Origin of the sequence: Bacillus sp. HU-1818 (assembly GCF_022695965.1) — a bacterium.
Classification (GTDB): domain Bacteria; phylum Bacillota; class Bacilli; order Bacillales; family Bacillaceae; genus Bacillus; species Bacillus atrophaeus.
In genome coordinates this window covers 252,334-279,294 of sequence record NZ_JAAPBE010000005.1, presented here as the reverse complement: position 1 = coordinate 279,294, position 26,961 = coordinate 252,334, and the positions used below count along the sequence as shown (strand labels likewise).

Sequence of the window (26,961 nt, the reverse complement as noted above, 5' to 3'; positions counted from 1 at the left end):
ACATAAAATGTCAGGAGGTAATTTGCATGGCGAAACGAGAAGCGGAGCAGAAACAGATTGAGCAGACCGTTGTTCAGTCTGTTTCTGCTGCAAATGAACCGAGAACGACACTGTCGCTTTCGCTGACAGTGTCTGATAAGAAAGCCTTGAAAATGATGGCTGCTGAGAAAGGTACGACGATTGCTGCCATTATTCACGGGTGGATTGAAGAACATAATGAAAAGGGAGTCGTATAAATGGCGAATATCAATGAGACCATTTCTGAAGTTGCAAAGCTGAATCCTGAGCTTGCACGACAGATTCAGAAGTACGTTAAGAATCATTCTCATGGGCTTGTGTTTGAGCATAATCTCCCTGAGGCTCTCCGTCTTTATAAAAAGACGCCTGCCGTTGGGGATACTGTCAATATTCTTCCTGAGAGAGGTGCGAAGGAAACAGATGAGAATTCGATTCCGTGGGTAGTAAAGGAGATTAAAGACGGATCAGCGAGACTAGAGCACGATGGTGAGACAAAATCTGTTGCTATCCAAGACGTGGTAGTTCTTGTGAGCTATCGTGACGTCATTTATCCAGGACTCAAGGAAATTGACCGTGTAGAGCGTGGAAATCCAGATGACCCATATCATATGGTCATCAATTCAGAGAATTATCATGCACTTGAGGCTTTGTCGTATGCTTATCCTGGTAAGGTCGATTGTATTTACATCGACCCTCCGTATAACACAGGCGCAAAAGACTGGAAATATAATAATAATTATGTTGACGGCTCCGATCAATATAGGCATTCAAAGTGGCTTGCATTTATGGAACGTCGTTTGAAACTTGCTAAACAGCTACTGAATCCTGAAGACAGCGTTCTCATTGTAACGATTGATGAGAAAGAATATGCACGTCTCGGCCTACTTTTGGAGCAAACATTTCCTGAAGCACAGATGCAAATGGTAAGCGTTACAATTAGTCCTTCTGGTGCTAAACGCGATAATTTATTTTCTCGTGCTGACGAATATATTTATGTTCTTTTGTTTGGTAAAGCGCATGTAACTCATCCTATGGGTGATGGTAAGGAAAAAGAAATCAGATGGTTTTATTTAAGAAGAACGGATTATGCGTCAAGACGAGGCACTGTTAAGGGTGGAACTGCTCAATTTTATCCGATTTATGTTGATGATACATCTATGCGCATTGTACATATTGGCGATTATCTTACGCCTGAACAAAAAATTGAAGATGCTCCTGTAATTGAAGGTGCAACGGCAGTATTTCCTATCAGAGAAGATGGCGTAGAAATGAACTGGGGAGTCACTAAGGAAACTCTTCAGGATCTGGTTGATAAGGGATTTGTTCAGGTGTCAGAGGGCTACCCTTTACAACCTTATATTTTTAAGTATGTAAGTACAAAATATGCTAAAAAATTTAAGGAAGGCCGTTGGGAAATTCGAGGAGAGCGTGAAGATGGAAGTAAGATCATCGTAGAAACTGGCGGGAAAATTACTCGTGCTACTACAGTATGGCAAAACAAAGTTTATGACGCTGGTGCATATGGGACGTCATTGTTGAAATCAATTATCGGAGACGGGAAATTTAGTTTTCCAAAATCTCTTTATGCCGTGGTTGATACATTAAAGTATTTTGTTGCACAAAAACCTGATGCGTTAATTCTTGATTTTTTCGCTGGTTCAGGGACAACGCTTCATGCAGTGAATATTTTGAATGCACTCGATGGCGGTCATAGGCGTTGTGTTTGTGTGACTAATAATGAAGTATCCGCGGTAGAAGAAAAAGAGTTTATTGACCAAGGACTTCGCCAAGGTGATAAAAAATGGGAAGAGCATGGCATTGCGCATTACGTCACATGGCCTCGTACAAAATGTTCGATTGAAGGGCGTGATGTGGAAGGAAATCTGCTAGATGGAGATTATGGAATGCCAGCAAAAGACATTGATTTGGGATACGAATTGCCTAAAGCAGATGGATTTAATGCAAATGCTATATTCTGTGAGCTTACATACGAGTCAGCATGGCCGATTCGTCTTGACCAAGCTTTTGACGCGATTGCGCCGCTTCTTTGGACGCAGGCAGGCTGCAGAGGTCCGATTATCAAACGCATCGGAAAGAGTTATCTGACGACTGATTTCTATGGCGTCCTGTTTGATTACAATCAGGCAAGTAAGTTCTGCGATAAGGTCAAGAAGACTCCGTCTATCAAGACAGTATTCGTCGTGACTGACGACCAAAGAAGATATTCGAATATGTGCAAACGTCTTCCAGGTGTCAACGTCCATAGATTGTACGAGACTTATTTAAGGACGTTTGAAATTTGTGGCGAAGGAGGACTTGATTGATGAAATACGAATTATTTGATTTTCAAAAGTCTGCAGTCGATGATCTTCTAAAGAAAATGGATTCTATGCAGCGAAGCTATGCTTCAGATGGCTCTGTCTCAGCAGTATCGCTTACGGCACCGACAGGTGCTGGTAAGACGGTTATCGCTGCAGCGGTAGCAGAAGGTTTGTTTTATAGCAATGATACATATGCTGGAGATGACCATGCAGTGATTTTGTGGTTGTCTGATAGCCCGAGCTTGAACGAACAGACGATGAAGCGATTTGAAGCGGCTTCTGATTTGCTGACGGGAGCTATTGTGATGGAAGCAATCGGGCCAGATTTTGTGAAGAGCCATATCAAGCTGATGCCAGGCCATATTTATTTCCTGAACAGACAGCTTTTGTCTGCAAAGGGTAAACTGGCTAACGCTCCTGAAGGAGGAAGAACATTTTATGATGTTCTGACAGACACGATTAGCGATCCAGATATTCATTTGTATCTTTTCATCGACGAGGCTCATCGCGGGCTTGGCAAGGATGCTACAAAGGAATCCACGAATAAAACGATTTATGCCAAATTAATTGATGGTCAGGACGGAGTAAATCCGTCAATGCCTTGCGTTGTCGGTATCTCGGCTACCCCTGAGCGATTTAATGCTGCTATGCAAGGACGTAAGAATCGTGATATAAAGGCGTCTGTTGATGTGCCTGTATCGTCCGTTCGTAACTCTGGGCTGATTAAGGATACGATTGAACTGCGCACACCTAAGAAAGCTGCGGATACGAAACATCAGGATTTAACGCAGGCATGCGTTAAGTTGGCAGCGTCTTCTAAGGCTTGGAAGGATTATTGCACGGATTACGGTATTCTCCCAGTCGTGACGCCGTTGATGGTTGTACAGGTAGAAGACAAGGTTACAAAAGATACCCTGACATCATTGTGTACACATATACACAAGGTTTTGCCGTGGCTGGACATTTCTGATTGCTTTGCCAACGTATTTGGTGAACATGAAGATATTGTTACATCTGCAGGCAAAATTCCTTATGTGAGTCCTGAAGATGTAGCAGAGCGGACAGAGATTCGAGTCCTGTTTGCTAAGGATGCTGTATCAACAGGTTGGGACTGTCCGCGTGCTGAGGTTATTTATTCTCGTCGTAAGCGTACAGACCCGACATATATTGCTCAGCTGATTGGTCGTATGATTCGTACGCCGCTTGCAAGAAGAATTGATTTAGTTGAGGAATTGAATACTGTTGCCTGCTATCTTCCTGAGTATGACGCAGTGACAGTCGAAAGCGTAGTTCAGAAGCTGAAAGAAGACAACGTGGCTGTCGCGACTACAAATATTTTGAAGAATCCAATTGATGTAAGTTTCTTCGATAATGCGAAGAAAAAGATTGAACAGAAGCTGGAGAAGAAGCATCAGCAGCCATCAACTGGTACTGCGACACCTACGCAGACATTGCCTGCAGATACTCCTTCAGTGACCATACTTGAAGTTCCTGCGACACACCAGTCAGCACAGGAACCTGTCGCTGGAACTGAATTCGCTGTGAATACAGAGGACGAAGGATTCTATGTTGCAGATATTGAAGATGTCACTGAGACTGAGGAAGAGCTGACAGCTGCGCTGGAACGAATTCCGAAGGTTAACAGTGAAGATATTAAGACAAGTTTTGAGGGAATTATTACACGTAGGGTACGACATGATAAGCCGAATTATTTCCTCGACCTGTGGGATTGCGTTGACGTGATTACATCTGATATTGATATTGATTATGATACAGCAAGCCAGATAGATGAGGATTTCTATAACAACGTCGAGGGCGAGATTAAGCGTCATCCTGGTGATTATAAGCGCGCATACACGGATATTAGCAATACGACAGTGATTGTGAAGCGTATTGACCCGTTGACGGGAGAAGAATTCGAAGACCGCGAAGAACTGGTTCAGAATGATGCTGACAGACTTGTATCGTACTATCGTCGTGCAGTCAGTGTGTTTGCTGGCGCTTCTGATTTGGTGAAGTATTTCATCAACAGACGTAAGAACGATGAATTCGACAGTGATGTTGAGGCGATCAGCCGTATTTCAGCAGTTGGTGCCTGTATTGAGATTATTCAGGCACTGGAAGTTTGGGCTGAGAACAAGACCAATGAGCTGCTGAGCATTTATGGTCCGCAGCGTTATGCAGTGTCTGAAGAGAATAAGGAGAAGTGGGACCGCATTGATGGTAACACGAAGCCTTATATCGAACGTAATCTGAACATCCAGGCCAGCATTACTCGTCAGAACAAGGATTATGATGCTTATCCGAAGCACATTATCAGTGATGAGGATGGCTGGGCATATCTGAATCTGAATGATTTGGAGAAGAAGGTCGTTCGAACAGAGCTTTCTCGCTCGCTGAATGTTGCATGGTACAGGAACCAGTCAAGAAACTTGAACGCTTCGCTGGCGATTTCGTACATGCTGAACGGCGTATGGGAGAACATGTATCCTGATTTCATCTTCTTCCAGAAGTTGAACGACGGTAGTATTGTTCCTGCGATTGTTGACCCGCACGGCGATTGGCTTGGCGACAGCGTTGCAAAGCTGCAGGGATACGTCACATATCTGAAGGACCATCCTGATCTGTTTGGTTCCGTCCAGGTAGTTGCTGATAAGAAGGGCGGCGAACTTCGTTACCTTGACCTAATGCTTCCAACGGTACAGAATGCTATTGAGACATTTGCGGGGACATCTGCGAAGGAACTCTTCACTGGTCCTCTCAGCAAGGTGTACAAAGTAACAGCAGAATAAATTTTTACGAAAAAAAGGGAGAGCATGTTGTTGGATGTTCTCCCTAATTTTTAAGGTTTATTTTCTGTTTTACATCACGTCGATAATGTATGCGCAGTCAGTCAGTTTCTCTTCGGGCATTACTTCTGTAGCAAGGACATTGGATTAAAGTGTCCGAATAAATTTGTAAAAAGGAAATCAGGAGGTTCTATGGACTTTTTTCGAAATATTAGGTCTTTTGTGGTTTGATTTTTTCAGCGCATGCTTTATTTGCCCTTATCCACAAAAGGGGAGGGGCATTGAGTTATTTATGTTTGGTCATTTTCTATATCATTCATTCCTCGTAGAGCTTATTAACCAACTCGGTAAATGAGTCACATATATCACTCAAAGCTCCATTAGAATCTTCATATGCAATTTCATGATCGCAGAAAACCAGGGAGGGATTCTCTTTATTCTGCCGATAACCGAAACAGATTTCGTTACCGAAAAGAAAAAGACCCAGTTATCTAAATAAATAGTGCCACCAACACTCTTAGACGGTTTCCCCTAGGAAAGTACTGTCAAATAGAAATCCTGTTAAAATGTCTATGTCCCGACTCTATAGAGACAGACAACCCAATTATCAACTCTGATATTATTAAGGAGGACTTAATAGTGCATTTCTCAAAAATGATAGATCGTCTTGCTTTATATGATTTACACAGAAAAAGAAGCAAAGATAAACATTTTTCTGCTGCTTTTACAGCCGATATAGATGATAGAGAGGAATTTTACAGTGCTAATATAGCTGATGTTTCAATTGATTTGAATGAATCAGGAAAAAATTATAAGATTGGAACCTTTAGCTATGAATCTTTAATTCAATCTGGGAATCCTGTTAATGATACTTTAAAAGGGGAGGTTTTTTTTAATGAAAATGATATAGATCAACCCAATGTTATCTTTGTACACGGCTGGCGCATGGATTCGTACAATAGAATCAAAAAAATATTTCATAAACGTATAATGAACGATTTAGGTTGGAACATGTATTATTATTCTCTTCCATACCATTTTGAAAGAGAACCGGGAAATTCACTGTATAGTGGCGAATTGATGATTAGTGCAAATATTGATCGTACAATTGAGTCGACAAGACAGGCCATTGTAGATTTACGGGCGTTAATTCACTGGATAAAAGCAAATAAAAAAGGCCCTGTTATCATAGTGGGAGTAAGCTTAGGGGGATGGGTCACTAATCTAATTGCTGCCCTAGAATCCCAAATTGATGTAGTGGTATCAATCTTTTATGCCAATCGCCTTTCTTATTCAATATGGAACACGATCCCAGGTAAATTTATAAGAGAGGAATTAGAACAAAATGGTGTGACCTATGAAGATTTAGTAAAATATTGGAATATCACAGATCCTAGTCAAGCCTTACCGAAAGTTAATAAAGATAACATTTTGTTGATTTCTGCTAAACATGATCAGTATATTGACTTAAAAGATGCAGATTATTTATGGGAAAGTTGGGGGAAACCCACAAGATATGTTTACAATTGTGGTCATTCCGGTATTGTTCTTTGTCGCAAAAAGCTGGCAAATAATACGCTTTCCTTTATACGAGAAAGGATACATACGGGCAAATCAGGTTCAGTTACATCGTAGACCTTATAAGAAGGGAATTTCTTATTAAAGATACCAAAAGTGATACAACCTTTTTCATATTTAATAATTTTATAAAAGTCAAAAAAGTCCCTTCCGATTAAGGATGGGCTTTCTCATAGACCGATATAAACATTCTCCAAAAATGAAAGTACCCTCTAATACAGCGGTGTGGTCACCTGCCTTTTAGAGCACGGCGAGATGCCGCAGAAAGTTGCGGGTTTGTACCGGCTTACGACTGTGAGTATATCCGTAGGTAACTCCCTGAAAGGATTTTAAAGATCTAAAGGGTTTTAGTAGTTTCTAAAAGATGAAGAAATAGCAGCACTGAAAGAGTTATTGAGAAGAACAAAGGGAGGAAAAAGAAATAAGGCTTGTAAGGAGTAGTTTAACAAGCCGTGGATTTGGGATTTTTGGGCCGGTTCGATACAAATCAACAATATTCAGATGGCAAAGCTTTTTTTTTCATGATAATTGCATGCTTAATTTCCTTTTCTACCCTTCCTAATTTAAAAACTTTAGTATACTTTCCTCAGTTTCCTCAGTAAGTGTATTTTTTTCAACAAATATATCTATATATAAATATAAAGCCGTACATCCAGATTCAAAACCATTGAAATACGGACCAGAACTGAAGCGCCAGTGGAGAAAGACGTTAGATGAAGTTATTGTACCATTGGATGGCGAGCTGAGATAAAGTCGTTTTGAACTAAAGGAATCTATTTAACGATAGGCCAACTGCTGACTTGAGTTGGCCTATCCTGTTATTATAAAGAACCAGCATGAGATTACTGACAGAACTACTATGCGTACTGGTCGTTTTCTTTAATCACCATTTCCAGTTGTTCCACCTCTTCCCGAATCCCAATCGCAGGCTCCCACGAATCAATCAAACGAATCGCCTTCTGATTAGCTTCCCTCGCTTTCGTTTTCTCTCCTCTACGATACAACAGCTGTGCCATCCCATAATAATAATAGATTAACTCAACCTGATTCGCGTTGTGTTTGTCATAGAGCATCCGCTCAAAGGCTTCTTCAGCTTTCTCAAACAGATCACACTTCACGTAAGCTATACCCAAATTGAAATAGGCTTCTATCGTTTTTTCGCCCCCATACATGGAGCTGATCTCATTTGCCGCTTCGTATAATTGAATGGCTTCTTCATTATGACCTTTCACAAAGCTCAGATCTCCGCGAACCAATAGAACTCTGTGTTGAATCGCAGGGGAAATCGGTTGATCTTTGATTTCGTTTAAAATGGCTTCTGCTTTTTCATGATGTCCAGCTTTTAAAAACAGCCTAGATTGCAGTGCGAGTCCCCAAACCTTTAGATCGTGAACGTCGTGATCTGCCGAGTCTGATTGTTCCAGAATCTTTAGACCGGCTTCTATTTGCTGAAGAGCCCCGTCTAAATCATTGACTTCCATGAGTGCCCAGCCTGCTGTGTCCATTCGAAAGAAAGCTTCTAGTGTGTGTTTGCCTAATTGATGGGCGGCATCGGCGGCTTTACGGCCGTATTCGATACGGAGCGGCAGGTTGATTCTGCTGAGAAAGTGACTGATGCGGGCGATCAGCTCAATTAATATTTCCTTTTGCCCGGTTTCGCTTGCCCACTTGATCACCTTGAGGATGTTCGGCCATTCTTTCTTTATTTGATCCAAATCACGTCCCAGGAGATAACTCCAATAGATTGAAATTGGCTGTTCTCTTTTTAAATGGGTCTCTAGGTAACGAATATAATATTGGGCCCACCGCCTGCGCGTCTCATTTTCAAAGTCCTGATTTTCGGACAAGTGCTGTTCTCCGTATGCGACAACGGTTTGATGCACTAAGTACTGTGTTCTTCCTTTGAATCGTTCCGGCTGAATCAAGGCGTATGACCGCATTTGTTCAACTGCGTAATGGAAACGGCGAGCGTCTAATCCGGCTGCCGCCGCCAGACTTTTTTCATCTGGCGGCTTGCTGAAAAAGCATAGCACCTGCCATAATTTCCGGGTGTCTTCATTGCATCTGTGCCATGTGCGCCCAAATAGAAAATCAAACAGATCTAATAGTGAGTAGCCTGCTTTTCCGAGCTCATGAATCAGCTGCTGAGCGGGAATGTCATCGTCTGACATATAGGCGATGCTGAGTGCCATGGCTTTCGGGTTTCCGGCAGTCGCTGAAATGAACTCGCTCTTCAATTCTGGAGATAGTTCCAGCAGCTGCGCTAGCTTTGCTTGTTTAGTTTGGTCGTTGCACATTTGCAGGCAGCGGTTCACTTCTTGATGAAAATATTTCAGGGCATCTGTTTTTTCAAGGCCGCTCAGCTGGATGGTTACCATTTCTCCGAAGCCTTCCCGATAGGTTTGCTTCAAGTTTTCACGTGCTGTGAGGAGGACTTTCACGCCTTGGGGCAGGTTGGTGATAAATTCGTGAATGTCTCTTTCAGCAGTGTCTATGCTGTCCACGATCAGCAGTACCGGTTTTTCTCTGGTGTAATTGGCCAAAGCATTGCGGACGACAAATCGTTTTTCGTTTATGGATTTATCGATTTGTTCCGTTCGACCGAGCTGATATGCAATTGTATTTAAAAAATCACTAAAGCTTAATCCTTTCCAATCAGCACTGAGCCAGATGATGCTGTTGAATGACGGCCAATCTGAGGAATCGCTGATACAGGAATAGGCTGCTTCAAGAGCAGTAGTCGTTTTTCCCATGCCTGCCCATCCGGTAATTAAACAGACAGGTGATGCGGAAATCATCCATTGCCGTATCGCCTCGATGTCAAATCTCCGTCCTATAAAGTGACCTGACCAGCGTGACGGTAAGTTATGTGTCAAAGGCTTCTGTTCTGTAAGCGTATTCGTTTTATGGTCGGAAACATCAGGAAATAAACGTTTGACCGTTTTTTCAATATCTTCGTCAAGCGGTGAACCGAATGATCCGTCTTTTCTTAACGTTTTTGCTTTTTTAAGGCAAGATGCTGCCCATACAGGCAGTGCAGGTTTGATTACAGGAATAGTGGTGGTTTCAAGCAGGTCGGTAAACCACTGTATATTCATATCGGTTTTTTCAAGAATGATCCAGATCATTCCGAACAGTTTTCCGTCTTCAATTCTTCCGGGAACATAGTTCACACCCATCTGTCCGATCCAGCTTTTAATCGTGTTTGGGGAAACTCCCAGCTTGTGTGAAATGTTATCTAAATAAGACTGTCCTGTTTTTTCATTCTTTTTCCTTCTGACTTTATAATCTGGATGAAGTTTTAATGACTTAACACCCGGTGCCAGCAATTCCGCAAATTGTTTTCGATCTTCAAGTTCAGCCATAAAACCTGCACCTCCTATTAGTACTATTTTATCAATACTGCTTCTTTTGTATATGGAAAATGAAAAAAGTACAGTGCGGCTGTACTTTTATACAGCATGAAAAGCTGTTGAATGTTTAGAAAAGCAGATAAAATGGGGGCAGTAACAAACAATGCAAAAATGTATGCACTTACATTTCTTAATGAAGCGGCCATATGCCGTTAGAGTGTTCATAAAGAAAGGAATTTGCCGTAATGACTCATACAGTACCTAAACAGATGAAAGCAGCTGTTATGCACAACACAAGAGAAATCAAAATAGAAACACTGCCTGTACCTGAAATCAGTCATGATGAAGTGTTGATTAAGGTCATGGCTGTCGGTATTTGCGGATCGGATCTGCATTACTATACAAACGGAAGAATAGGCAACTATGTGGTGGAAAAGCCATTTATCCTCGGACATGAGTGCGCGGGAGAAATTGCAGCTGTCGGCTCGTCTGTTGATCAATTTAAAGTCGGCGACCGCGTTGCTGTTGAACCAGGTGTCACGTGCGGACGCTGTGACGCGTGCAAAGAAGGTCGTTATAACCTTTGTCCGGATGTGCAATTTTTAGCAACGCCGCCAGTAGACGGCGCGTTTGTACAATATATAAAAATACGGCAGGACTTTGTTTTTGCAATCCCAGATTCACTTTCCTACGAGGATGCTGCCTTGATCGAACCGTTTTCTGTCGGTATTCATGCAGCGATGAGAACGAAGCTTCAGCCTGGATCAACGATTGCGATTATGGGAATGGGCCCTGTGGGGTTAATGGCTGTCGCAGCAGCTAAAGCGTTTGGAGCGGGCACTATCATCGTAACCGACTTAGAGCCGCTGCGATTAAATGCCGCAAAAAAATTGGGAGCGACTCACGCCATTAATATCCGTGAACAGGACGCTCTTGAAGAAATCAAAAACATTACGAATGATAGAGGCGTTGACGTTGCTTGGGAGACAGCAGGGAATCCTGCAGCGCTGCAATCTGCACTGGCTTCTGTGCGCCGCGGCGGAAAACTTGCGATTGTCGGTCTGCCTGCACAAAATGAAATACCGCTTAATGTGCCGTTTATCGCAGACAATGAGATTGATATATACGGCATCTTCCGTTATGCCAATACGTATCCAAAAGGAATCGAATTCCTCGCTTCCGGTATTGTAGACACTGAGCATCTTGTGACGGATCGATATTCGTTGACGCAAACGCAAGAAGCGATGGAACGGGCCCTTCAGTTTAAGAACGAGTGTTTAAAAGTAATGGTTTACCCGAATGAGCTGAGTTAAGAACAGGGGGAAGTTGTTTTCCCCCTTTCATGTCATGTGAAAGACTGAGTATGGCTTGTATTCATTTAATTGAAAACGGATTCTTGGGGTGTGAATGATGATTGAAACAGAAAAAATAACCGTATTGAAGGCAAAACAAAAATCAGCTTCCAGTGCCAGATTGTCCTGGCTTGAACGAATCGGATACGGCTTCGGTGATATGTCGTACAATATTGTGTTTCAATTTGTAAACGCATACCTTTTATTCTTTTATACGGACATCGGCGGCATACAGCCTGCGGTCATCGCCACATTATTTCTTGTTGTGCGGGTGCTGGATGCTATTTTTGACCCGATTATGGGGGTTATTTTAGATAAAACCAATACAAGGTGGGGAAAGGCAAGGCCTTATCTATTATGGGTCGCACTTCCTTTTGCATTATTCACTTTCTTGTGTTTCACGACGCCTCACTTTGGAGCAACGGGAAACATTGTATATGCGTACATTACCTATATCTTACTTGGCATGACTTTTAGTATGCAAACGATTCCAGTAAACAGCTTAACGGGACGGATTACGAATTCTGTGAAAGAAAGAACAGTATTAACAACGATCCGTATGATATTGGTTTATATCGGAATCCTTCTCTCCATCTCTTGTGCAACGCCGCTTGTGGCAGCATTTGGAGGGGATAACCAGGCTTTCGGATTTCAGATGACGGCTTTAGTCTATGCCATTGTCAGCATCGCTTTGAATCTCTTTAGTTTCTTTACAGTAAGAGAACGGATTGCGCCTAAAAAGAGAGAAAAACAGGGAATCAAAAAGACGTTATCTGTATTGTTTAAAAACAAACCTTTGTTGGTTTTGACATCTTCATTTTTAGCATTTGCGATCGGGTTTAATATTAAAATCAGCACAATGGTGTACTACTTTACGTATAACGTGAACCACAAGGAATGGGTGTTTTTTGGAACTGTTTTATTCTTTGGCGCAGCGTTAATCAGCAACTTGTTTATCCCTTACTTTTCTGAAAAGTGCGGCAGAAAAAATGTGATGATCATATCGGCTGCTCTATCACTGATTTCGTATGCGGGTCTGCATTTTACAGCGTATTCTTCGGTGACGCTCATTTTCATCTGGCTATTTGCTTCAGGGTTCTTTACAACCCCTTTAAACACGCTTGCTTGGGGCATGGTTGCAGATTGTGTTGATTATGCGGAATGGAAAACCGGAGTTCGGGCCGATGGAGTGGTAATTTCCAGTATGAGTTTTATTAATAAGTTAGGCGTTGCGCTTGCTGGGTCGTTTTCAGCCATTTATTTAGGAGTAGCAGGATATGTGGCTAATACAGATCAGACGGCCGCATCGCTAAATGCAATAAAAAATATGAATGCATTGATACCGGGGCTTTTTATTTTACTTTCTATCATTTTAATATCCTTTTATCCTTTAACTGAAAAAATATATAGAAACATCGTATCAGAGCTGGAAGAAAGATCGAACGGTAAGTAAAATTGATTTAAAATTATTAATATTCGATGTAAAGAGTTGTATTTATGACTGAAAGTAATATACTCATAATGAAGTCTGAAGTGAGATAATAATCTAGAATTGTAAATGAGTGTGATAAAAATGCGAAGTAATTCTGTTGTTTGTATTGGAGAACTATTGATCGATTTCTTTTGTACCGATGTAGACGTTGATTTAATGGAAGGACACAATTTTTTAAAAAGTGCCGGCGGGGCACCTGCGAATGTGTCAGCCGCCATTGCAAAGCTTGGCGGAGACGCTGCCTTTAGCGGAAAAGTAGGAAAGGACCCCTTTGGGTATTTTCTGAAGGAAACACTAGACGCTGTTAACGTTGATACTTCCATGCTGGTTATGGATGAGAAAGCACCTACAACGCTTGCTTTTGTTTCATTAAAAAATAATGGAGAGCGCGATTTTGTTTTCAATAGAGGCGCGGATGCTCTGTTTACAATGGATGATATCGATGAAGATAAATTGAATCAAGCGAAAATTCTCCATTTTGGCTCGGCGACGGCATTGTTATCTGATCCATTTTGTACAGCCTATCTGCGGCTTATGTCCATTGCTAAAGATAAGGGACAATTTGTTTCTTTTGATCCTAACTATCGGGAAGATTTATGGAAGGGAAGAGTCCATGAGTTTGTCTCAATCGCAAAAAGAGCCATTGGTTTAAGTGATTTTGTCAAGGTAAGTGATGAGGAGCTGGAAATTATCAGCGGTACTGAGAATCATGAAGAGGGTGTCAATATCCTTCACGAAATCGGAGCCAAAATCGTTGCCGTGACACTTGGTAAAAGAGGAACACTGCTGTCAAATGGAGCGGAAAAAGAAATCATTCAAAGTATTCCTGTTACCTCCATTGATTCTACAGGTGCGGGGGATGCTTTTGTCGGTGCAACCTTATACAGATTAGCAAAAACCGATCATATTACATCTATCTATACTGATTTTGAGCAGCTGCATGATATCGTATCTTTTGCGAATAAGGTGGGAGCTGTTGTTTGTACAAAAATAGGGGCAATTGATGCATTGCCAAGTCTTGAAGAGATTGAAGCCCCTTTAAGGTGATGTAGGTATGATGTAAGATCAGCGTCTGGCTGCTGATAGAAGAAGGAGGCTCTTTATAGGGCCTCTTTTTTTATTAAATGATTAAAGTATGTTCATTCACATCTACAGTACTCATGAAGTCGCAAAGAAACTGCATGATGAACATCCTACGATTCAAATTGAAAAGGGAACATTTACTTGTAAGCTGCAGCCTGATCATAAAATATAACAGAGGCCTTGACTATGACACTCCCTATAAATGAGAGTGTTTTTATAGTTTATAAGTGAGTATAAACAGGTCCAATAGTATTATATTTTATAAAAAAATATACTATTTATAAAAATATTTTATAAAAAATCGAAACTTTTTGCCGGAAAACTAGTATATTTATATAAGAATATTTATCCATCAATGAAAGCAGGAGGAAATCACAGCATGAGTATAATAGGAAGATTTAAAGACATTATGTCAAGTAACATTAACGCTTTATTAGACAAAGCGGAAAATCCGGAGAAAATGGTTGATCAATATTTACGAAATATGAATAGTGACTTGGGCAAGGTAAAGGCGGAAACGGCCTCTGTTATGGCTGAGGAACAAAGAGCGAAAAGGGCATTAAGTGAGTGCCAGGCAGATATGGAAAAGATGGAGAGCTACGCAATGAAGGCGCTGCAGGCAGGTAATGAAGGGGACGCGAGAAAATTCCTGGAAAGAAAGACGTCCTTGGAATCGAAGCTGTCTGAACTGCAAATGACGTATCAGACGGCCTCATCTAATGCCTCTCAAATGAGAAAAATGCACGATAAGCTTGTTTCTGATATTGGTGAACTTGAAGCGCGTAAAAACATGATGAAAGCCAAATGGTCAGTCGCGAAAACGAAAGAAAGAATGAATAAGCTAGGAACTTCTGTTTCAGGCGCGAATCAATCTATGTCCGCTTTTGGCAGAATGGAAGATAAAGTGAATCGCGCGCTTGACCAAGCAAACGCAATGGCAGAGCTTAACTCCGCCCCAAGCGATGGCATTGAGGATTTAACGGCTAAATATGATACTGGCAGTACGAGCGATGTGGATGATGAGCTGGCGGCATTAAAGGCAAAAATGATGTTGAATTAATCATACATAAGAAGCTGAAGTTTTGCCGATAGATAAAAGTACTTTATTTTATAGTGAGAGGTAGCAGAAATGGTAATTTCTTATAAATGTCCGAACTGCGGCAGTGATATGGTCTTTGACAGCGGATCAGGTATGCTGTCTTGCCACAGCTGCGGAAGACAGGATAATATTGAAAACCTGCCTGAAGAAAATATCACAACGAGGTTTTCTGAAGATGAAGCAAAAGAATATCAATGTGAAAACTGCGGGGCGGTTTTAATCACAGAGGCTGAAACGACAGCGACTACATGCGGTTTTTGCGGGGGAGCGGCTGTCCTGGCGGATCGATTATCAGGGGATCTTGCTCCCGCCAAGGTGATTCCGTTTACGATCAGTAAGGAGGAAGCGGTGCAGGCATTTCGAAAATGGTGCAAGAAAGGGCTTCTGACGCCGAAAGGTTTTATGTCAGCTGACCGGATTAAAAGCATAACCGGAATGTATGTCCCGTTTTGGATGTTTGACTTACATAGCAAAGTTCAAGTGAATGCTCATTGTACAAGGGTTCACCGTTATACTGAGGGAGAATATAATTGCACGGAGACAGAGTATTATGAGGCATTTCGTGATATTAATCTTGACTATCTCAAAATCCCTGTGGATGCTTCAGAAAAAATGAATGATGAATTAATGGACAAGCTGGAGCCTTATTCATACGATGAATTGAAGGAATTTCAAACGGCCTATTTGGCAGGCTTCACTGCAGAAAAATACAATTATACTGATGATGAACTTTTCCCAAGGGCGGAAGATAAAATCAGCAGTTATATCGATTCTTATATAAGCTCTTCTTTTTCCGGATATACGACAGTGAATGTAAGGGACAAATATATCAATACTAAAAAAGTAAACAGCTTTTATGTTTTGCTTCCGGTCTGGATGGTCAGTTACGATTATGAGCGGTCTGAACATATATTTGCGATGAATGGACAGACAGGAAAGGTTGTCGGCAAACCTCCGATCAGTTCAGGCAAAGTGGCAGCGTGGTTTAGCGGGATTGCCGGCGGGACGTTTATCGCCTTGAAACTCGTCTCACTCATGATGGGAGGCGGATTTTGATGAGCAGTTTTTGTAAGAAAATCATTCTCGCTTGTTTTGCTGTTCTTTTGCTGATGCCTTTACTGATAATCGGGACGGTGTCTGCGTCTGATCAAAAGCAGTATGTATATGATAATGCCAACCTATTAACAAAAGAAGAGATTGGGAAGCTTGAGGCGCTAGCTGATAAGTTAGGCGCCAAAAGGAAAACTGACTTTTTCATTATCACGACAAATGGCACGAACGGTGAAGACATTGCTCAGTATACCGGAGATTTTTATGATCAATATGGAAATGGCAGTACAGCTATTTTAACCATTGATATGAAAAAAAGAGAAGTATTTATCGCGGGTTTTAAAAAGGCTGAGCGGTATCTCGACAGCAGCAGACTTAATAGTATTCGCAATACAATTTCATCGGATATATCCAGCGAACACTACTTTAAAGCGTTTAAAACATATATTACTCTTTCTGCTAAGGATATGGGCATAAAACCGGGAGTCAATTCTGATCTTATTTTGTTTAAGTGGTGGTTTCAGCTGATAGCAGCAGTTGCAGTGGCTGGTATAGCAGTAGCGGTTATGCTTTTTAATTCCGGCGGGAGGGTAACGGTTAACGGACAGACTTATATTGATAATCGTACGTCTGATGTCATCGATCAATATGACACATACATCAGAACAACCGTTACGAGAGAGAAAAAATCGTCAGATAAAGACAGCGGTGACGGCGGCGGAGTGACAAGAGGCGGAAGCTCATACAGCGGCAGCCGGGGAAGCTTTTAAGAGAAAGAAGAATAGATGATAGAAAGGTAGGATGACAAATGGGGTTTTTCAGAAATCAGTTAGCGAATGTAGTAGAATGGGAAGAATTTAGAGATGATATGATTTTCTATAAGTGGAACAACCGTGAGATTAAAAAGGGAAGCCGCTTGATCATTCGTCCCGGCCAGGATGCAATCTTTTTGAACAATGGAAGAATTGAAGGGATTTTTCAAGATGACGGCGATTATGATATCGAATCAGAAATTATTCCTTTTTTATCGACATTAAAAGGCTTTAAATTCGGCTTTAATAGCGGAATGCGCGCCGAGGTGTTATTTGTAAATACGAAGGAATTTACCGTCAAATGGGGCACGAAAAATGCAATTAACATTCCGGCGGCAGGAATGCCGGGCGGTATGCCGATTCGCGCAAATGGTACATTTAACTTTAAGGTGCAGGATTATATCGGTTTAATTGATAAAATTGCCGGGGTCAAAGATCAGTACGTAGTAGAGGATATTAAAACTCGGATCACTTCTATTCTTGATCAGCTTCTTATGAAATGGATTACTAGAGAAGGAAAAGATATGTTTAATCTCCAATCCAATGCTTTTGATATTGCGAAGGGCATTAAAGAAGATTTAGATATGGAGCTGATCGGTGACGGAATGGCAATCACCGGTTTTCAAATTATGAGTTTCAATTATCCGCAAGAGGTTCAAGATATGATAACGAAAAATGCCTCCTACGGTATGGTTGGTGATGTGAACAAATATCAGCAAATTTCCATGACGGACGGGATGGCTTCCGGCAAGATGAGCGGCGGCGGAGCGGCATCCGATATGGCAGGAATGATGATGGGAATGAACATGGCCAATCAGATGATGAATCAAATGAATCAAAATCAGCCGGCACAGACATCAGCTTCATCAAACAATGCTCCCGGGGGCGAGGACAAGCCGAATTTCTGCCCGAATTGCGGAACGAAAACAGGAGAAGCAAATTTCTGTCCTAATTGCGGACATAAGCTGATTTAGCGGTAAGTAACTACTATTAAAAGGCCGGGAGCTGTAGAGCTTCCGCCAGTAACAGATCATCCATAAGGGTGGTCTTTTTTTATGATTTACTTTAGCGGCTTGGGGCACTAAATGGAAAGACTATATGGGGTGGCGAATTGCTTCAGAATGGTAATCCCCCAAGGTGAAGTTTCAGATATTTATCAGCGGATCATGATGTTTACTTTGTTTTCCCATTGCCTTGGTATTCGTGTATCTGCTATGGCTTTGAGAAAGACATATTTACATTAGATTGGAGAAAAACTAAACTTTTTTGGGCTCGCCTCACGTCTATTTGTAGAAAGGGCTGGCAATACGTATCTATGCTGTTGTTACAAATCGGCGAGAGAAGGAGGGAGCTGCATTAGCAGCAAAATGTTCATATCAAATACGAAAACCCATGATTTCGGGCAATCATGGGTTTTTCTTTCGTTATTTTATTGGATATATCGGTCTCCGACGAGAAGCTTCGAGATAACCTTGGTTGGGATTTTAAACTCGGTCACTCCCATATACCCCGGGGCGACTTCATATTCATCAAACGATATGACCAGTTTATGATCTTTCGTAATATAAAACGTTTGATCCGGATCTATGCTCTTGAAGGGATCCATATCCTCGTCTGTAAGCCAATAGATTTTATTTGAATCAGCCTTCATCTGCTTTTGCATTTGATCTTTAATATTTTGGCTGATCACTTTGATATAGCGGTCATCTTTAAATAAACTTTTAAGTGTGATGAAAATTTCATTCTTTTTGTCAATGTTAATATAACGGCTTTGTGTGTATCCGGAAGCCTCAGTTTTTTGTATATCCCGCCGAACAGACAAGAGATCGGGGGTGTCGGTCACCGTTTCATAGTTGCTGTAAATATCAAGATGCCCCTGTTTATTTTTTGATGCTGACTTGGCAAATTCCTGATAAAGCTCTTTACTTTCTTTTACATATTTTTTGTTGATGTTCTCTTCGAGTGATTTGTTTGTAAGGCCTGACAAAGCAGGGGTTTTAACGTCAATGCTTGATTGGTTCCGTTCTTCTTTGAATTCATTGAATGTGACAACTTTAACGATTTTCCCGATTACAGGGATTTTAGACATGGCATGAGCAGCATCAGGATTCATATTCACTGTTGCTATAAATAGGATAGCTGCCGCAACTACTGCGGATGTTGGCCATAGAAATATCTTTTTCCTTTTTGGTTTTTGTTGAAATGCTCTTTCTATAATGCTGTCCAATTCTTTTGGGATGGGCACATTTTCATACTCTTCTCTTAATTTTTCTAATCTCTTGTCCATTAAGAAAGGTCCTCCTTAGTCAAATTGATGCGCAATAACTTTAATCCTCTGTATAGGCGTGTTTTGACTGTATTAATGTTTTCGTCTGTAATTTCAGCGATTTCTTCTATTTTTAAGTCTTCAAAAAATCGCAGGATAATGATCGTTTTATATTGGACAGGTAATTCATCTAAAGCTTCATGGAGGTCAATATCTTTGTAGGTATCTTCCTTTCCGTGGCTTAAAAATTCTAGCGTTTGATCATCCATAACCTTTATTTTTTTTTGCCTGCGCAAGAAATCAATGGCAGTACGGACTAGGATTTTATAAAACCAACTTTTGACGGTATTAGGGTTTCTGAGATTGTCGACAGAAGCGAGCGCTTTTTGGATGGAGTCCTGCAAAACATCCAATGCGTCTTCTTGATTTTTTACATAGCTATATGCTAACCGGTAAAAACTTGCTTTATGGTCAGTAATGCAAGTGACAAGCAATGTTTTATTATTCTGATCCTTCATTACGTTAAAGAGCTCCTTTATTAAAATATACGTATCATCGGGCTGTTACGAAAGATAGACGGGAAAAGATTAAAAATAGTTTGCGGAGTGCAGCACCAAATTTTTGTCAGAGATAAGACTTCAGTGAAAATGATAAGACAAATACTGTTTATGCTGATTTTAGTATGAACATATCTGCTTATCACTATTTTAAAGAACTAGTCGAGCTGTGATGATTTGGCCTGATGCTGTAAAAAGAAAGTTATGGATGGCTTTCTATTTTTATATGTAGAACGTGGCTTGTGAAGAAAAAAGAGACAAAAAAAACCCCGGTCACAGACCGGGTAAATCATTTGTTTGTATAGAGAAGATTTAGAGGTGTTCTAGTAGTGTTTCTTACGATAGTCATAGGATTTAACGTAATCATAATCTTTGTCATGATCATAATATTTCTTATAATCCTTTTTATCATGGTCGTAGTACTTCTTGTCATGGTCATAATACTTTTTGTAATAAGTTTTTTTGCAGCTATAGTACTCTTCTTTATATTTTTTGTAATAACCCATAGGAACGCCTCCTTTCAGGTTAGTCAATTTTAATATATGAAATTTTGATTGCGTTGTTTGGACATTCATAATCATAAATAAAAAAAGGCTGTCTTTAGTAAGTCACGATAGGGGAAAAGATGAAAGGGAAGAGAGGAAGAACAGCTCTCAAAGGGGATATTAAATTGAATTACGGCCAGGAAAAAGACAAAAAAAGAAAGCCCTATTAAGGGGCTTTCAGCTTTTTTAGATGTTTATTTCCATTCTGCAATTGTATCTATCGGCAAACGGTATGAGGCGTATCCTTTATCAGCCGCTTTTCCGATGGAGAGGAGCATGACCGGTACATAGCGCTCTTTTTCTAATCCGAAGGCTTCTGCGATATTTTCTTTGTCGTAGCCGCCGATCGGATTTGTGTCGTAGCCGTGTGCGCGGGCTGTCAGCATCAGCTGCATGGAAACGAGACCTCCGTCAATCAGGATGGTTTCGCGGTTCACTTGCGCTGGCAGTTTTTCGAAATGAGCGGTCAGAGCCGCGATTTGTCTATCTTTTACTTCTTGCGGCATGTAACCGAGCTCAACAGCTTTTGAATAAATCTCTTCTAAATAGTCTGCATTGTTCATGTCTGCAAATACGGCGATAACAGCTGATGATGTGGTGACTTGTGTTTGGTTAAAGCTGGCAAGCGGTGCGAGCTTTTCTTTTCCTTCCGGGCTGTCGATGACGAGAAAACGCCATGGCTGTGCATTGACGGAGGATGGTGCTGTAGTAGCTTCCTCTAAGATTTCAGTCATCTCTTCTTTGCTTATTTTGACCGACGAATCATAGCTGCGAATGGAGCGGCGTCCTTTCATAATCTCCATAAAATCATTTGTTTGTAATGTATTTCCCATGTTGAAACACTCCTCTTATGCTTTGATATTGTCTATGTTTTTCTGCATTCGGGCCAGCACATCAATGAGTATGCGGCGTTCTTCTGCGCTGACATTTGCGAGCATTTCTTTCATAAAACGCTCTTTTTCTTTCTTGGAAGACTCAATTCGTTCTCTCCCTTGCTCTGTTAAGCGAACGAGTGTGATACGGTTGTCCTCCGGCTTTCTCCTTCTTGATACCATGCCTTTGGCTTCAAGCTGTTTTACATGTCTTGTGACGGCTGCGCTATCGATATTGACCTTTTTTTGAAGGTCGCTTTGACTGATTTCATCGGCATGATAGAGCAATGTGAGTAATTCCAGACGAGATTGGCTGATGCCCGTGCATGCTTCGAACTTCACGCCGATCACTCTGTTCACACATTGCATCTGATATAAAATCTCCGCTTCTTCCGAACAAAATGATGTCAAAACCCATCCCCTCTTTCTTGTCAGATCAATTAATTGATATATCAATGATTGACTCATCAACTAATATACACCCGTTTATCTATTTGTTCAAGTGTTACGTTTTACCTTTTGATTTTTATTTTGTTCAAGCTGCTTTGCCTTCATCCAGACCTTTTTTATATGAAGTGGTAATGCGAACGAAGTGCAGATTAGATCTATAGAACTTAGAGTGAAAGTTTATGGGGGAAGTTACTTGTGGAAACATAAGGTGATCAAAAAATAATCAAAAGTTACGGAAATATAATCATTTTTGGGTATTCGTAAATTGATATTGCCGATTTATCGTGGATAATACTTATTTTATGAGTATATATTAAATATATAAAAAATTTTCTGAATTTTATATTGACTGAAATCGCTTTTGTAAGTATCATTATATCATACATACCAACGATTTAACTATAATATAACAACAAATTAACTATAAAACACTAACCACATCACACTAATTTGATCATAATTGAAATCGCTTTCACGAAAATGTCTTTGTGAGCAGCCCGTTACATTATGTGAAATTTGCAGAAATTAAGGTTTGGATCTGGTCTGTCTGCATCATTTGCGGACAGGGTTACTTCAATGATTATGGATCAAGATTGAGGCTGAACAAGATCCATGAAATGTCTCATCCGTTGGAATCAGGCTTTAATGTCTGGAGATGTCGAAAAATTCAATCATCCATTTTAAATACAAAGACAGGGGAGATAGATATGAATCAACAGGGTAATCAAAAGTCGTTTTTACGTACTGTTATCTTAATCTCAACATTCGGAGGGCTTCTCTTTGGATATGATACCGGTGTTATCAACGGTGCTTTGCCGTATATGGCTGAACCGGGGCAGCTTAATCTCAACGCTTTCACTGAAGGTCTCGTTGCGAGTTCGCTTCTATTAGGGGCAGCGCTCGGTGCAGTGTTCGGCGGAAGGCTGTCGGATTATAACGGCCGCCGCAAAAACATTATCTTTCTTGCCGTTTTGTTTTTTATCGCAACACTTGGTTGTACCCTTGCTCCAAACGTTACAATTATGGTTATCTCCCGTTTCTTGCTTGGCCTTGCTGTAGGGGGTGCGTCAGTAACGGTTCCGACCTATTTAGCGGAAATGTCGCCTGCGGACAGCCGGGGGCGAATGGTTACACAGAACGAGCTGATGATTGTGACCGGACAGCTATTAGCTTTCACTTTTAACGCTATTCTTGGTACTGCCATGGGTGACAGCTCACATGTTTGGCGATTTATGCTCGCTATTGCAGCACTTCCGGCTATCTTCTTATTTTTGGGGATGATTAAGATGCCTGAGAGCCCGCGCTGGCTTGTATCAAAAGGGAAAAATGGAGATGCCCTGCGTGTCCTCCGACGGATACGTGAAGAGAAACAGGCAAAAGCGGAACTTCTTGAAATTGAGGCAGCTATAACGGAAGAATCAGAGGTTAAAAAAGCAACTTACAAGGATTTGGCTGTGCCGTGGGTCCGCCGCATTGTATTTATTGGAATTGGAATTGCGATCGTGCAGCAAATTACGGGTGTCAACTCCATTATGTATTATGGGACGGAAATTCTTAAAAATTCGGGCTTTGAAACCAAGGCTGCGCTTATCGGCAACATAGCCAATGGACTTATCTCGGTTTTAGCGACGTTTGTCGGCATCTGGCTGCTTGGCAAGGTGGGCCGCCGGCCGATGCTGCTGACCGGTCTGATAGGAACGACAACGGCACTTCTGCTCATTGGTATATTCTCAACTGTACTTGAGGGATCGACTGCGCTTCCGTATGTCGTGCTTTCACTAACAGTTACCTTCCTTGCTTTCCAACAGGGAGCCATTTCACCGGTAACCTGGTTAATGCTTTCAGAAATATTCCCGCTGCGGCTGCGGGGGCTTGGTATGGGTTTCACGGTGTTTTGTCTCTGGATCGTAAACTTTTTTATTGGTTTGCTGTTTCCCGTATTACTCGATAAAATCGGCTTGTCCAACACATTCTACATTTTCGTAGCTTTTGGAATCATTTCCATCATATTTGTGAAGAAATTCCTGCCGGAAACCAGAGGGCTTACACTTGAACAGCTGGAACATAACTTCCGTACGTATGACAGCCAAAGTGAAAAGAACGGCAATGAAGCGAATATTATCGGTTAAGGTGTCATGATGATTAGTGTTATAAACGCATAGTGATCTGTAGAAAATAGAAAACCCGCGCTTCTCTGATGAGAAAGTGCGGGTTTTGTTTTGATGATTGCTTAATTTGGTTTTACCAGGATTTTCACTTGGTCTTTCTCTTTAATAAGAGCTCCGAAGCCTTCATCAATTAAGTCATCTAAAACAATTTTTTTGGTTACCAGTTTGTCGGCTGAGAAATATCCTTTTTTCATTAATGATAGTACGGAAGGGAAGATATCGCGGTAGCCGATAATCCCTTTGATTGTGCGTTCTTTAATAACGATATCATTCGGAAGGATCTCGGCGCCTTTTTCCCAAATGCTGACGATCACCGTTTCACCCGCAATGGTTGTTGATTGGATCGCTTGCCGCAATACAACCGGAACACCTGTTACTTCAAATGAAACGTCTACACCGCCGCCCGTGCGGCTGATGATTTCTTCAACGGCATCGCCGACTTTGGCCGGATCAATGATGATAGCTCCAAGTTCTTCCGCTTTTTGCTGACGTTCAGGGGACAGCTCAACAGCGTATATTTCAGTTGCGCCGGCTGCTTTAAGCGCTTCAATCACTAGAAGGCCGATCGGTCCGCACCCAAAGACAGCTGCTTTGTCACCGGCTTTAATCTTGCTGGACCGGACAGCGTAAAGAGCGACTGCGGATGGTTCAACAAGCGCCCCTTGCTCATAGGACAGCTCTTCAGGTAGTTTAAATAACAGTTCTTCATCAACGGCAACATATTCGGAAAAACCGCCTCCGCCTCCTGCTAAGCCAAGAAAGCCCATTTGCTCGTCCAGATTATAGGCGCCTTGGTGCCCGTGGGTAGCGAAAATCGGTTCGACGACGACGCGGTCACCGATTTTATAGTTTTCTACGCCTTCACCGACTTCAACAACTTCACCGGAAAACTCATGGCCCATCGTGACAGGCGCGACTTCCTTAGTAAGCGGATGTGGTTTTTCGACCGGGATAAAGATTGGGCCGCCTAAATATTCATGCAAGTCACTGCCGCAAATCCCGCACCATTTCACTTTGATTTTTACTTTGCCGGGTTCTGTTTTCGGTTCTTCAATGTTTTCGATACGGATGTCTTTTTGATTATGCCATCTTGCAGCTTTCATGGATTATCACTCCTCCGTTTTTTAAGACGAGTATTTACGCATTGTATCAATATGAACTTGATACTTTTCACAAATTCGACATTTTTAAAAACAAAAACAGAAAGAAACCTCTTATATAATGAAGGGCTCGTTATTTTTGATAAAGATACTTTGGAAAAAGAGTCTAGAACACTCTTTTTCTTTAAATCAGAGTATTTCACTTGGTTTATAGATATGAATTTGTTTTGAATAAATGTGTGTAATGTCAGTCCATATTGAATGCGATGACTACTCTATAAATATTATAACTCTAATTTTACTTTTATAATAGTATAATCTTCCATGCGATTTTCCTATTCGAGGAAATTGTATGTTCTTTTCTGATTGCTCAGATATGTTTCAGCTAGAATGCTATACAAAGGAATACCTTGTGTTACATTTGTAATATTTAGAGATATTTGGTTGATATAATGGTGAAAGTTTCTCCTTTTCTTGTAATATTTCTGTAAGGTGATTGAAATAAAATATCAGCGGTTCATAGTGTATAATTTTCCCTAGAAGAAAACATGTCGGGGGGACAAAAGCTTGAAGAAGTTATTTTTAGCGGCTTTTATTTTAGTAGGTAGTACACTTGGCGCAGTCGGTTTTTCAACTGAAGCCAGTGCGAAACATGTGAATGGAAATATTACTTGGTATAATGGAGTTGGAAAAAAAGGGTCTTCGGGCAAAAAGTTAGGACATTGGGATTGTGCTACAAAAATTGGTTTTGATGTTCCGAGAAACGGCACGAAAATTAAGGCGTATGCCAAAGCGAAGCCTAAAAAAGTAATTACAGTATATAAAAATGATGTCGGCAGAATGCCAAATGCAGTATTGGATGTCAGTCCGAAAGCGTTTAAAGCGTTAGGATACCCTTTAAGCAAAGGCAAAGTGTCAGGTCATTACAGCTATTAATAGATAATCTGAAAAGCAAGAATAACCGTTTCTTGCTTTTTTCTAATGGTGGAGATAAAAGATGAAAAAGACAATGGCGTTTTTCTCAGTTGGTATTGTGCTGGCGGCAGCGGTGATTTTCTCTGTGTATTGGTTTATGGATAAAGGTGAAGAGAAGGCCGATGTATCGGTAAGTGCGGCGGACGGCGGAAAGCTGCTTGTTTCCATTACCGATACCGATTTGTTAACAAAATATTATTTGAATGATAAAGTGCTGCATGAGGATAAACTGACGAGTTATCCGGCTTTTGCACTGGATCAGCAACACGATGTGCTGTACTATACGGGCAATAATGATCAGAATGAGATGCGGCTGTTCAAACTTGATTTGAAGTCTAATAAAAAGAGTACGCTTTATAAAGGTGTGGAGAGCGCGGACAGCTTGTTTTTGTCAAAAGATCAATCGAAGATTTATTTCCGTCTCGGAAGCCCTGATGAAAGCAACTTCCGTCTCGCTTCATTTGATTTGAAGACGAAGAGGTATGAGAATGTGTTTCCTGCAGCGGATGATCAGGATGACAGTGTCAGCAGTTTCTTTTATAACAGTGATAAAGATTCATTTGCGCTGCTCCATTATTCTGTTGAAGAAGATTATAAAAAAACAGATGAAGCGAATGAGAAGGGCACTGACCCTGAACCGACAAAGATTCATTTTGCTGCCGGGAATCAAAACGGAATTGATGAACTGACGAGCCTTGACCAATTTATTAGTGATATTGCCGTTTCTGCGGATGGAAAAAGCATCTTGTTTACATCATATGTAGAAAAAGGCGCAGAACAAACAGCGAAAATCAATTTTATGAATGTGAAAACAAAAAAATATGAACCGATCATTTCTGACCAAAAAGACTTTACACTGTTAATCGACGCACAGCCTCAATTTTCCAAAGACGGCAAGACGATTTATTTTCTTGCGGAAGCTAAGGGGGCAAAACTGCTGAAGGATGAAACCGGACGCGAAGCAAAGGTCAGAACGGTCTATTCCTATAACACAGAAACGAAAAAGTGCCAAAAAGTATGGGAAAACCAGAACGGAATTATTAACAGTTATTCTGTGGTCGAATAATAAGAAAAATCACTC

General features: G+C 41.1%; 21 protein-coding genes and 2 pseudogenes. 15 read left to right on the top strand and 8 right to left on the bottom strand.

All coding sequences use genetic code 11. The features are described from left to right. Window positions 1-26 precede the first annotated feature (26 nt). The 3 genes from GXP75_RS18495 to GXP75_RS18485 are packed head-to-tail and all read left to right on the top strand — an operon-like array spanning window position 27 to window position 5,131. Window positions 27-236, top strand: a complete 210-nt coding sequence (locus GXP75_RS18495; RefSeq protein WP_242557518.1) for a hypothetical protein — start codon at window positions 27-29, stop codon at window positions 234-236. Next, complete coding sequence (locus GXP75_RS18490) at window positions 237-2,342, top strand: site-specific DNA-methyltransferase (RefSeq protein ID WP_242557517.1); 2,106 nt, start codon at window positions 237-239, stop codon at window positions 2,340-2,342. Further along, on the top strand, window positions 2,342-5,131 hold the full coding sequence (locus tag GXP75_RS18485) for a DEAD/DEAH box helicase (RefSeq protein ID WP_242557516.1): 2,790 nt from the start codon (window positions 2,342-2,344) through the stop codon (window positions 5,129-5,131). The genes GXP75_RS18490 and GXP75_RS18485 overlap by 1 nt, the downstream gene beginning before the upstream one ends. Window positions 5,132-5,444: 313 nt before the next feature. On the opposite strand, the pseudogene GXP75_RS21525 reads toward GXP75_RS18485, so the two are convergent. Continuing rightward, a pseudogene (locus GXP75_RS21525) lies at window positions 5,445-5,600 on the bottom strand (SMI1/KNR4 family protein); the annotation flags it as partial. Window positions 5,601-5,704: 104 nt separating this feature from the next. Between GXP75_RS21525 and GXP75_RS18480 the strand changes: the two are divergent. After that, window positions 5,705-5,929 (top strand): annotated as a pseudogene (locus GXP75_RS18480) (hypothetical protein); the annotation flags it as partial. Window positions 5,930-6,073: 144 nt separating this feature from the next. Then, window positions 6,074-6,763, top strand: coding sequence for an alpha/beta hydrolase family protein (locus GXP75_RS18475; protein WP_277990799.1), 690 nt, complete (start codon window positions 6,074-6,076; stop codon window positions 6,761-6,763). 800 nt (window positions 6,764-7,563) lie between these two features. On the opposite strand, the gene GXP75_RS18470 is transcribed toward GXP75_RS18475, so the two are convergent. After that, window positions 7,564-10,071 carry an NB-ARC domain-containing protein gene (locus GXP75_RS18470; protein WP_242557515.1) on the bottom strand — a complete coding sequence of 836 codons (2,508 nt, stop codon included), beginning with the start codon at window positions 10,069-10,071 and terminating at the stop codon, window positions 7,564-7,566. A 233-nt stretch (window positions 10,072-10,304) separates the two neighbouring features. Here GXP75_RS18470 and gutB point away from each other — a divergent pair, with 233 nt between their 5' ends. From gutB to GXP75_RS18435, 7 genes are all read left to right on the top strand, one after another. After that, window positions 10,305-11,372: a sorbitol dehydrogenase gene (gutB, locus tag GXP75_RS18465; RefSeq protein WP_214916705.1), complete on the top strand. Its 1,068-nt coding sequence runs from the start codon at window positions 10,305-10,307 to the stop codon at window positions 11,370-11,372. Window positions 11,373-11,469: 97 nt separating this feature from the next. Beyond that, entirely contained in the window at window positions 11,470-12,864 is a 1,395-nt protein-coding gene (locus GXP75_RS18460; RefSeq protein ID WP_242557514.1) for an MFS transporter, read from the top strand. A gap of 120 nt (window positions 12,865-12,984) precedes the next feature. Next, on the top strand, window positions 12,985-13,950 hold the full coding sequence (locus GXP75_RS18455; protein ID WP_242557577.1) for a carbohydrate kinase family protein: 966 nt from the start codon (window positions 12,985-12,987) through the stop codon (window positions 13,948-13,950). Window positions 13,951-14,365: 415 nt separating this feature from the next. Next, a complete protein-coding gene (locus GXP75_RS18450) occupies window positions 14,366-15,046 on the top strand; it encodes a PspA/IM30 family protein (protein ID WP_150224756.1) in 681 nt (226 codons plus the stop codon). 69 nt (window positions 15,047-15,115) lie between these two features. Then, complete coding sequence (locus tag GXP75_RS18445) at window positions 15,116-16,141, top strand: TFIIB-type zinc ribbon-containing protein (RefSeq protein WP_242557513.1); 1,026 nt, start codon at window positions 15,116-15,118, stop codon at window positions 16,139-16,141. Then, the gene (locus GXP75_RS18440) at window positions 16,141-16,905 is read left to right on the top strand and encodes a TPM domain-containing protein (protein WP_242557512.1); all 765 of its coding nucleotides are present in this window, start codon (window positions 16,141-16,143) and stop codon (window positions 16,903-16,905) included. Before GXP75_RS18445 ends, GXP75_RS18440 begins: the two co-directional genes overlap by 1 nt. A gap of 38 nt (window positions 16,906-16,943) precedes the next feature. After that, entirely contained in the window at window positions 16,944-17,921 is a 978-nt protein-coding gene (locus tag GXP75_RS18435) for an SPFH domain-containing protein (RefSeq protein ID WP_214916719.1), read from the top strand. 455 nt (window positions 17,922-18,376) lie between these two features. On the opposite strand, the gene rsiV is transcribed toward GXP75_RS18435, so the two are convergent. The 5 genes from rsiV to GXP75_RS18410 form a co-directional block, all read right to left on the bottom strand. Beyond that, a complete protein-coding gene (gene rsiV, locus GXP75_RS18430; RefSeq protein WP_214916720.1) occupies window positions 18,377-19,234 on the bottom strand; it encodes an anti-sigma-V factor RsiV in 858 nt (285 codons plus the stop codon). Then, entirely contained in the window at window positions 19,234-19,731 is a 498-nt protein-coding gene (locus GXP75_RS18425) for an RNA polymerase sigma factor SigV (protein WP_003328506.1), read from the bottom strand. The genes rsiV and GXP75_RS18425 overlap by 1 nt, the downstream gene beginning before the upstream one ends. A 362-nt stretch (window positions 19,732-20,093) precedes the next feature. Then, entirely contained in the window at window positions 20,094-20,276 is a 183-nt protein-coding gene (locus GXP75_RS18420) for a hypothetical protein (RefSeq protein ID WP_010787805.1), read from the bottom strand. Window positions 20,277-20,509: 233 nt separating this feature from the next. Further along, window positions 20,510-21,148, bottom strand: coding sequence for a nitroreductase family protein (locus tag GXP75_RS18415; protein WP_214916722.1), 639 nt, complete (start codon window positions 21,146-21,148; stop codon window positions 20,510-20,512). Window positions 21,149-21,163: 15 nt separating this feature from the next. Beyond that, window positions 21,164-21,658 (bottom strand): MarR family transcriptional regulator, encoded by a 495-nt coding sequence (locus tag GXP75_RS18410; protein ID WP_106034729.1) that lies wholly within the window; start codon window positions 21,656-21,658, stop codon window positions 21,164-21,166. Window positions 21,659-22,344: 686 nt separating this feature from the next. Here GXP75_RS18410 and GXP75_RS18405 point away from each other — a divergent pair. Then, on the top strand, window positions 22,345-23,766 hold the full coding sequence (locus GXP75_RS18405; RefSeq protein WP_242557511.1) for a sugar porter family MFS transporter: 1,422 nt from the start codon (window positions 22,345-22,347) through the stop codon (window positions 23,764-23,766). 101 nt (window positions 23,767-23,867) lie between these two features. Here the strand turns inward: GXP75_RS18405 and GXP75_RS18400 are convergent, their stop codons facing one another. Next, window positions 23,868-24,908 carry a 2,3-butanediol dehydrogenase gene (locus GXP75_RS18400; RefSeq protein WP_214916727.1) on the bottom strand — a complete coding sequence of 347 codons (1,041 nt, stop codon included), beginning with the start codon at window positions 24,906-24,908 and terminating at the stop codon, window positions 23,868-23,870. Between the two features lie 564 nt (window positions 24,909-25,472). On the opposite strand from GXP75_RS18400, the gene GXP75_RS18395 reads away from it, so the two are divergent. Both GXP75_RS18395 and GXP75_RS18390 read left to right on the top strand, forming a co-directional pair. Further along, a complete protein-coding gene (locus GXP75_RS18395) occupies window positions 25,473-25,841 on the top strand; it encodes an RlpA-like double-psi beta-barrel domain-containing protein (protein ID WP_003328500.1) in 369 nt (122 codons plus the stop codon). Window positions 25,842-25,902: 61 nt separating this feature from the next. After that, on the top strand, window positions 25,903-26,946 hold the full coding sequence (locus tag GXP75_RS18390; RefSeq protein ID WP_396022492.1) for a hypothetical protein: 1,044 nt from the start codon (window positions 25,903-25,905) through the stop codon (window positions 26,944-26,946). Window positions 26,947-26,961: the final 15 nt, after the last annotated feature.

Excerpts from the sequence above, each read along its gene's own strand:
- GXP75_RS18405 (WP_242557511.1), top strand. The coding sequence starts at position 22,345 with ATGAATCAACAGGGTAATCAAAAGTCGTTTTTACGTACTGTTATCTTA.
- gutB (WP_214916705.1), top strand. The coding sequence starts at position 10,305 with ATGACTCATACAGTACCTAAACAGATGAAAGCAGCTGTTATGCACAAC.
- GXP75_RS18435 (WP_214916719.1), top strand. The coding sequence starts at position 16,944 with ATGGGGTTTTTCAGAAATCAGTTAGCGAATGTAGTAGAATGGGAAGAA.
- GXP75_RS18485 (WP_242557516.1), top strand. The coding sequence starts at position 2,342 with ATGAAATACGAATTATTTGATTTTCAAAAGTCTGCAGTCGATGATCTT.
- GXP75_RS18440 (WP_242557512.1), top strand. The coding sequence starts at position 16,141 with ATGAGCAGTTTTTGTAAGAAAATCATTCTCGCTTGTTTTGCTGTTCTT.
- rsiV (WP_214916720.1), bottom strand. The coding sequence starts at position 19,234 with ATGGACAAGAGATTAGAAAAATTAAGAGAAGAGTATGAAAATGTGCCC.
- GXP75_RS18400 (WP_214916727.1), bottom strand. The coding sequence starts at position 24,908 with ATGAAAGCTGCAAGATGGCATAATCAAAAAGACATCCGTATCGAAAAC.
- GXP75_RS18455 (WP_242557577.1), top strand. The coding sequence starts at position 12,985 with ATGCGAAGTAATTCTGTTGTTTGTATTGGAGAACTATTGATCGATTTC.
- GXP75_RS18425 (WP_003328506.1), bottom strand. The coding sequence starts at position 19,731 with ATGAAGGATCAGAATAATAAAACATTGCTTGTCACTTGCATTACTGAC.
- GXP75_RS18490 (WP_242557517.1), top strand. The coding sequence starts at position 237 with ATGGCGAATATCAATGAGACCATTTCTGAAGTTGCAAAGCTGAATCCT.
- GXP75_RS18495 (WP_242557518.1), top strand. The coding sequence starts at position 27 with ATGGCGAAACGAGAAGCGGAGCAGAAACAGATTGAGCAGACCGTTGTT.
- GXP75_RS18460 (WP_242557514.1), top strand. The coding sequence starts at position 11,470 with ATGATTGAAACAGAAAAAATAACCGTATTGAAGGCAAAACAAAAATCA.
- GXP75_RS18415 (WP_214916722.1), bottom strand. The coding sequence starts at position 21,148 with ATGGGAAATACATTACAAACAAATGATTTTATGGAGATTATGAAAGGA.
- GXP75_RS18420 (WP_010787805.1), bottom strand. The coding sequence starts at position 20,276 with ATGGGTTATTACAAAAAATATAAAGAAGAGTACTATAGCTGCAAAAAA.
- GXP75_RS18470 (WP_242557515.1), bottom strand. The coding sequence starts at position 10,071 with ATGGCTGAACTTGAAGATCGAAAACAATTTGCGGAATTGCTGGCACCG.
- GXP75_RS18475 (WP_277990799.1), top strand. The coding sequence starts at position 6,074 with ATGGATTCGTACAATAGAATCAAAAAAATATTTCATAAACGTATAATG.
- GXP75_RS18450 (WP_150224756.1), top strand. The coding sequence starts at position 14,366 with ATGAGTATAATAGGAAGATTTAAAGACATTATGTCAAGTAACATTAAC.
- GXP75_RS18390 (WP_396022492.1), top strand. The coding sequence starts at position 25,903 with ATGAAAAAGACAATGGCGTTTTTCTCAGTTGGTATTGTGCTGGCGGCA.
- GXP75_RS18445 (WP_242557513.1), top strand. The coding sequence starts at position 15,116 with ATGGTAATTTCTTATAAATGTCCGAACTGCGGCAGTGATATGGTCTTT.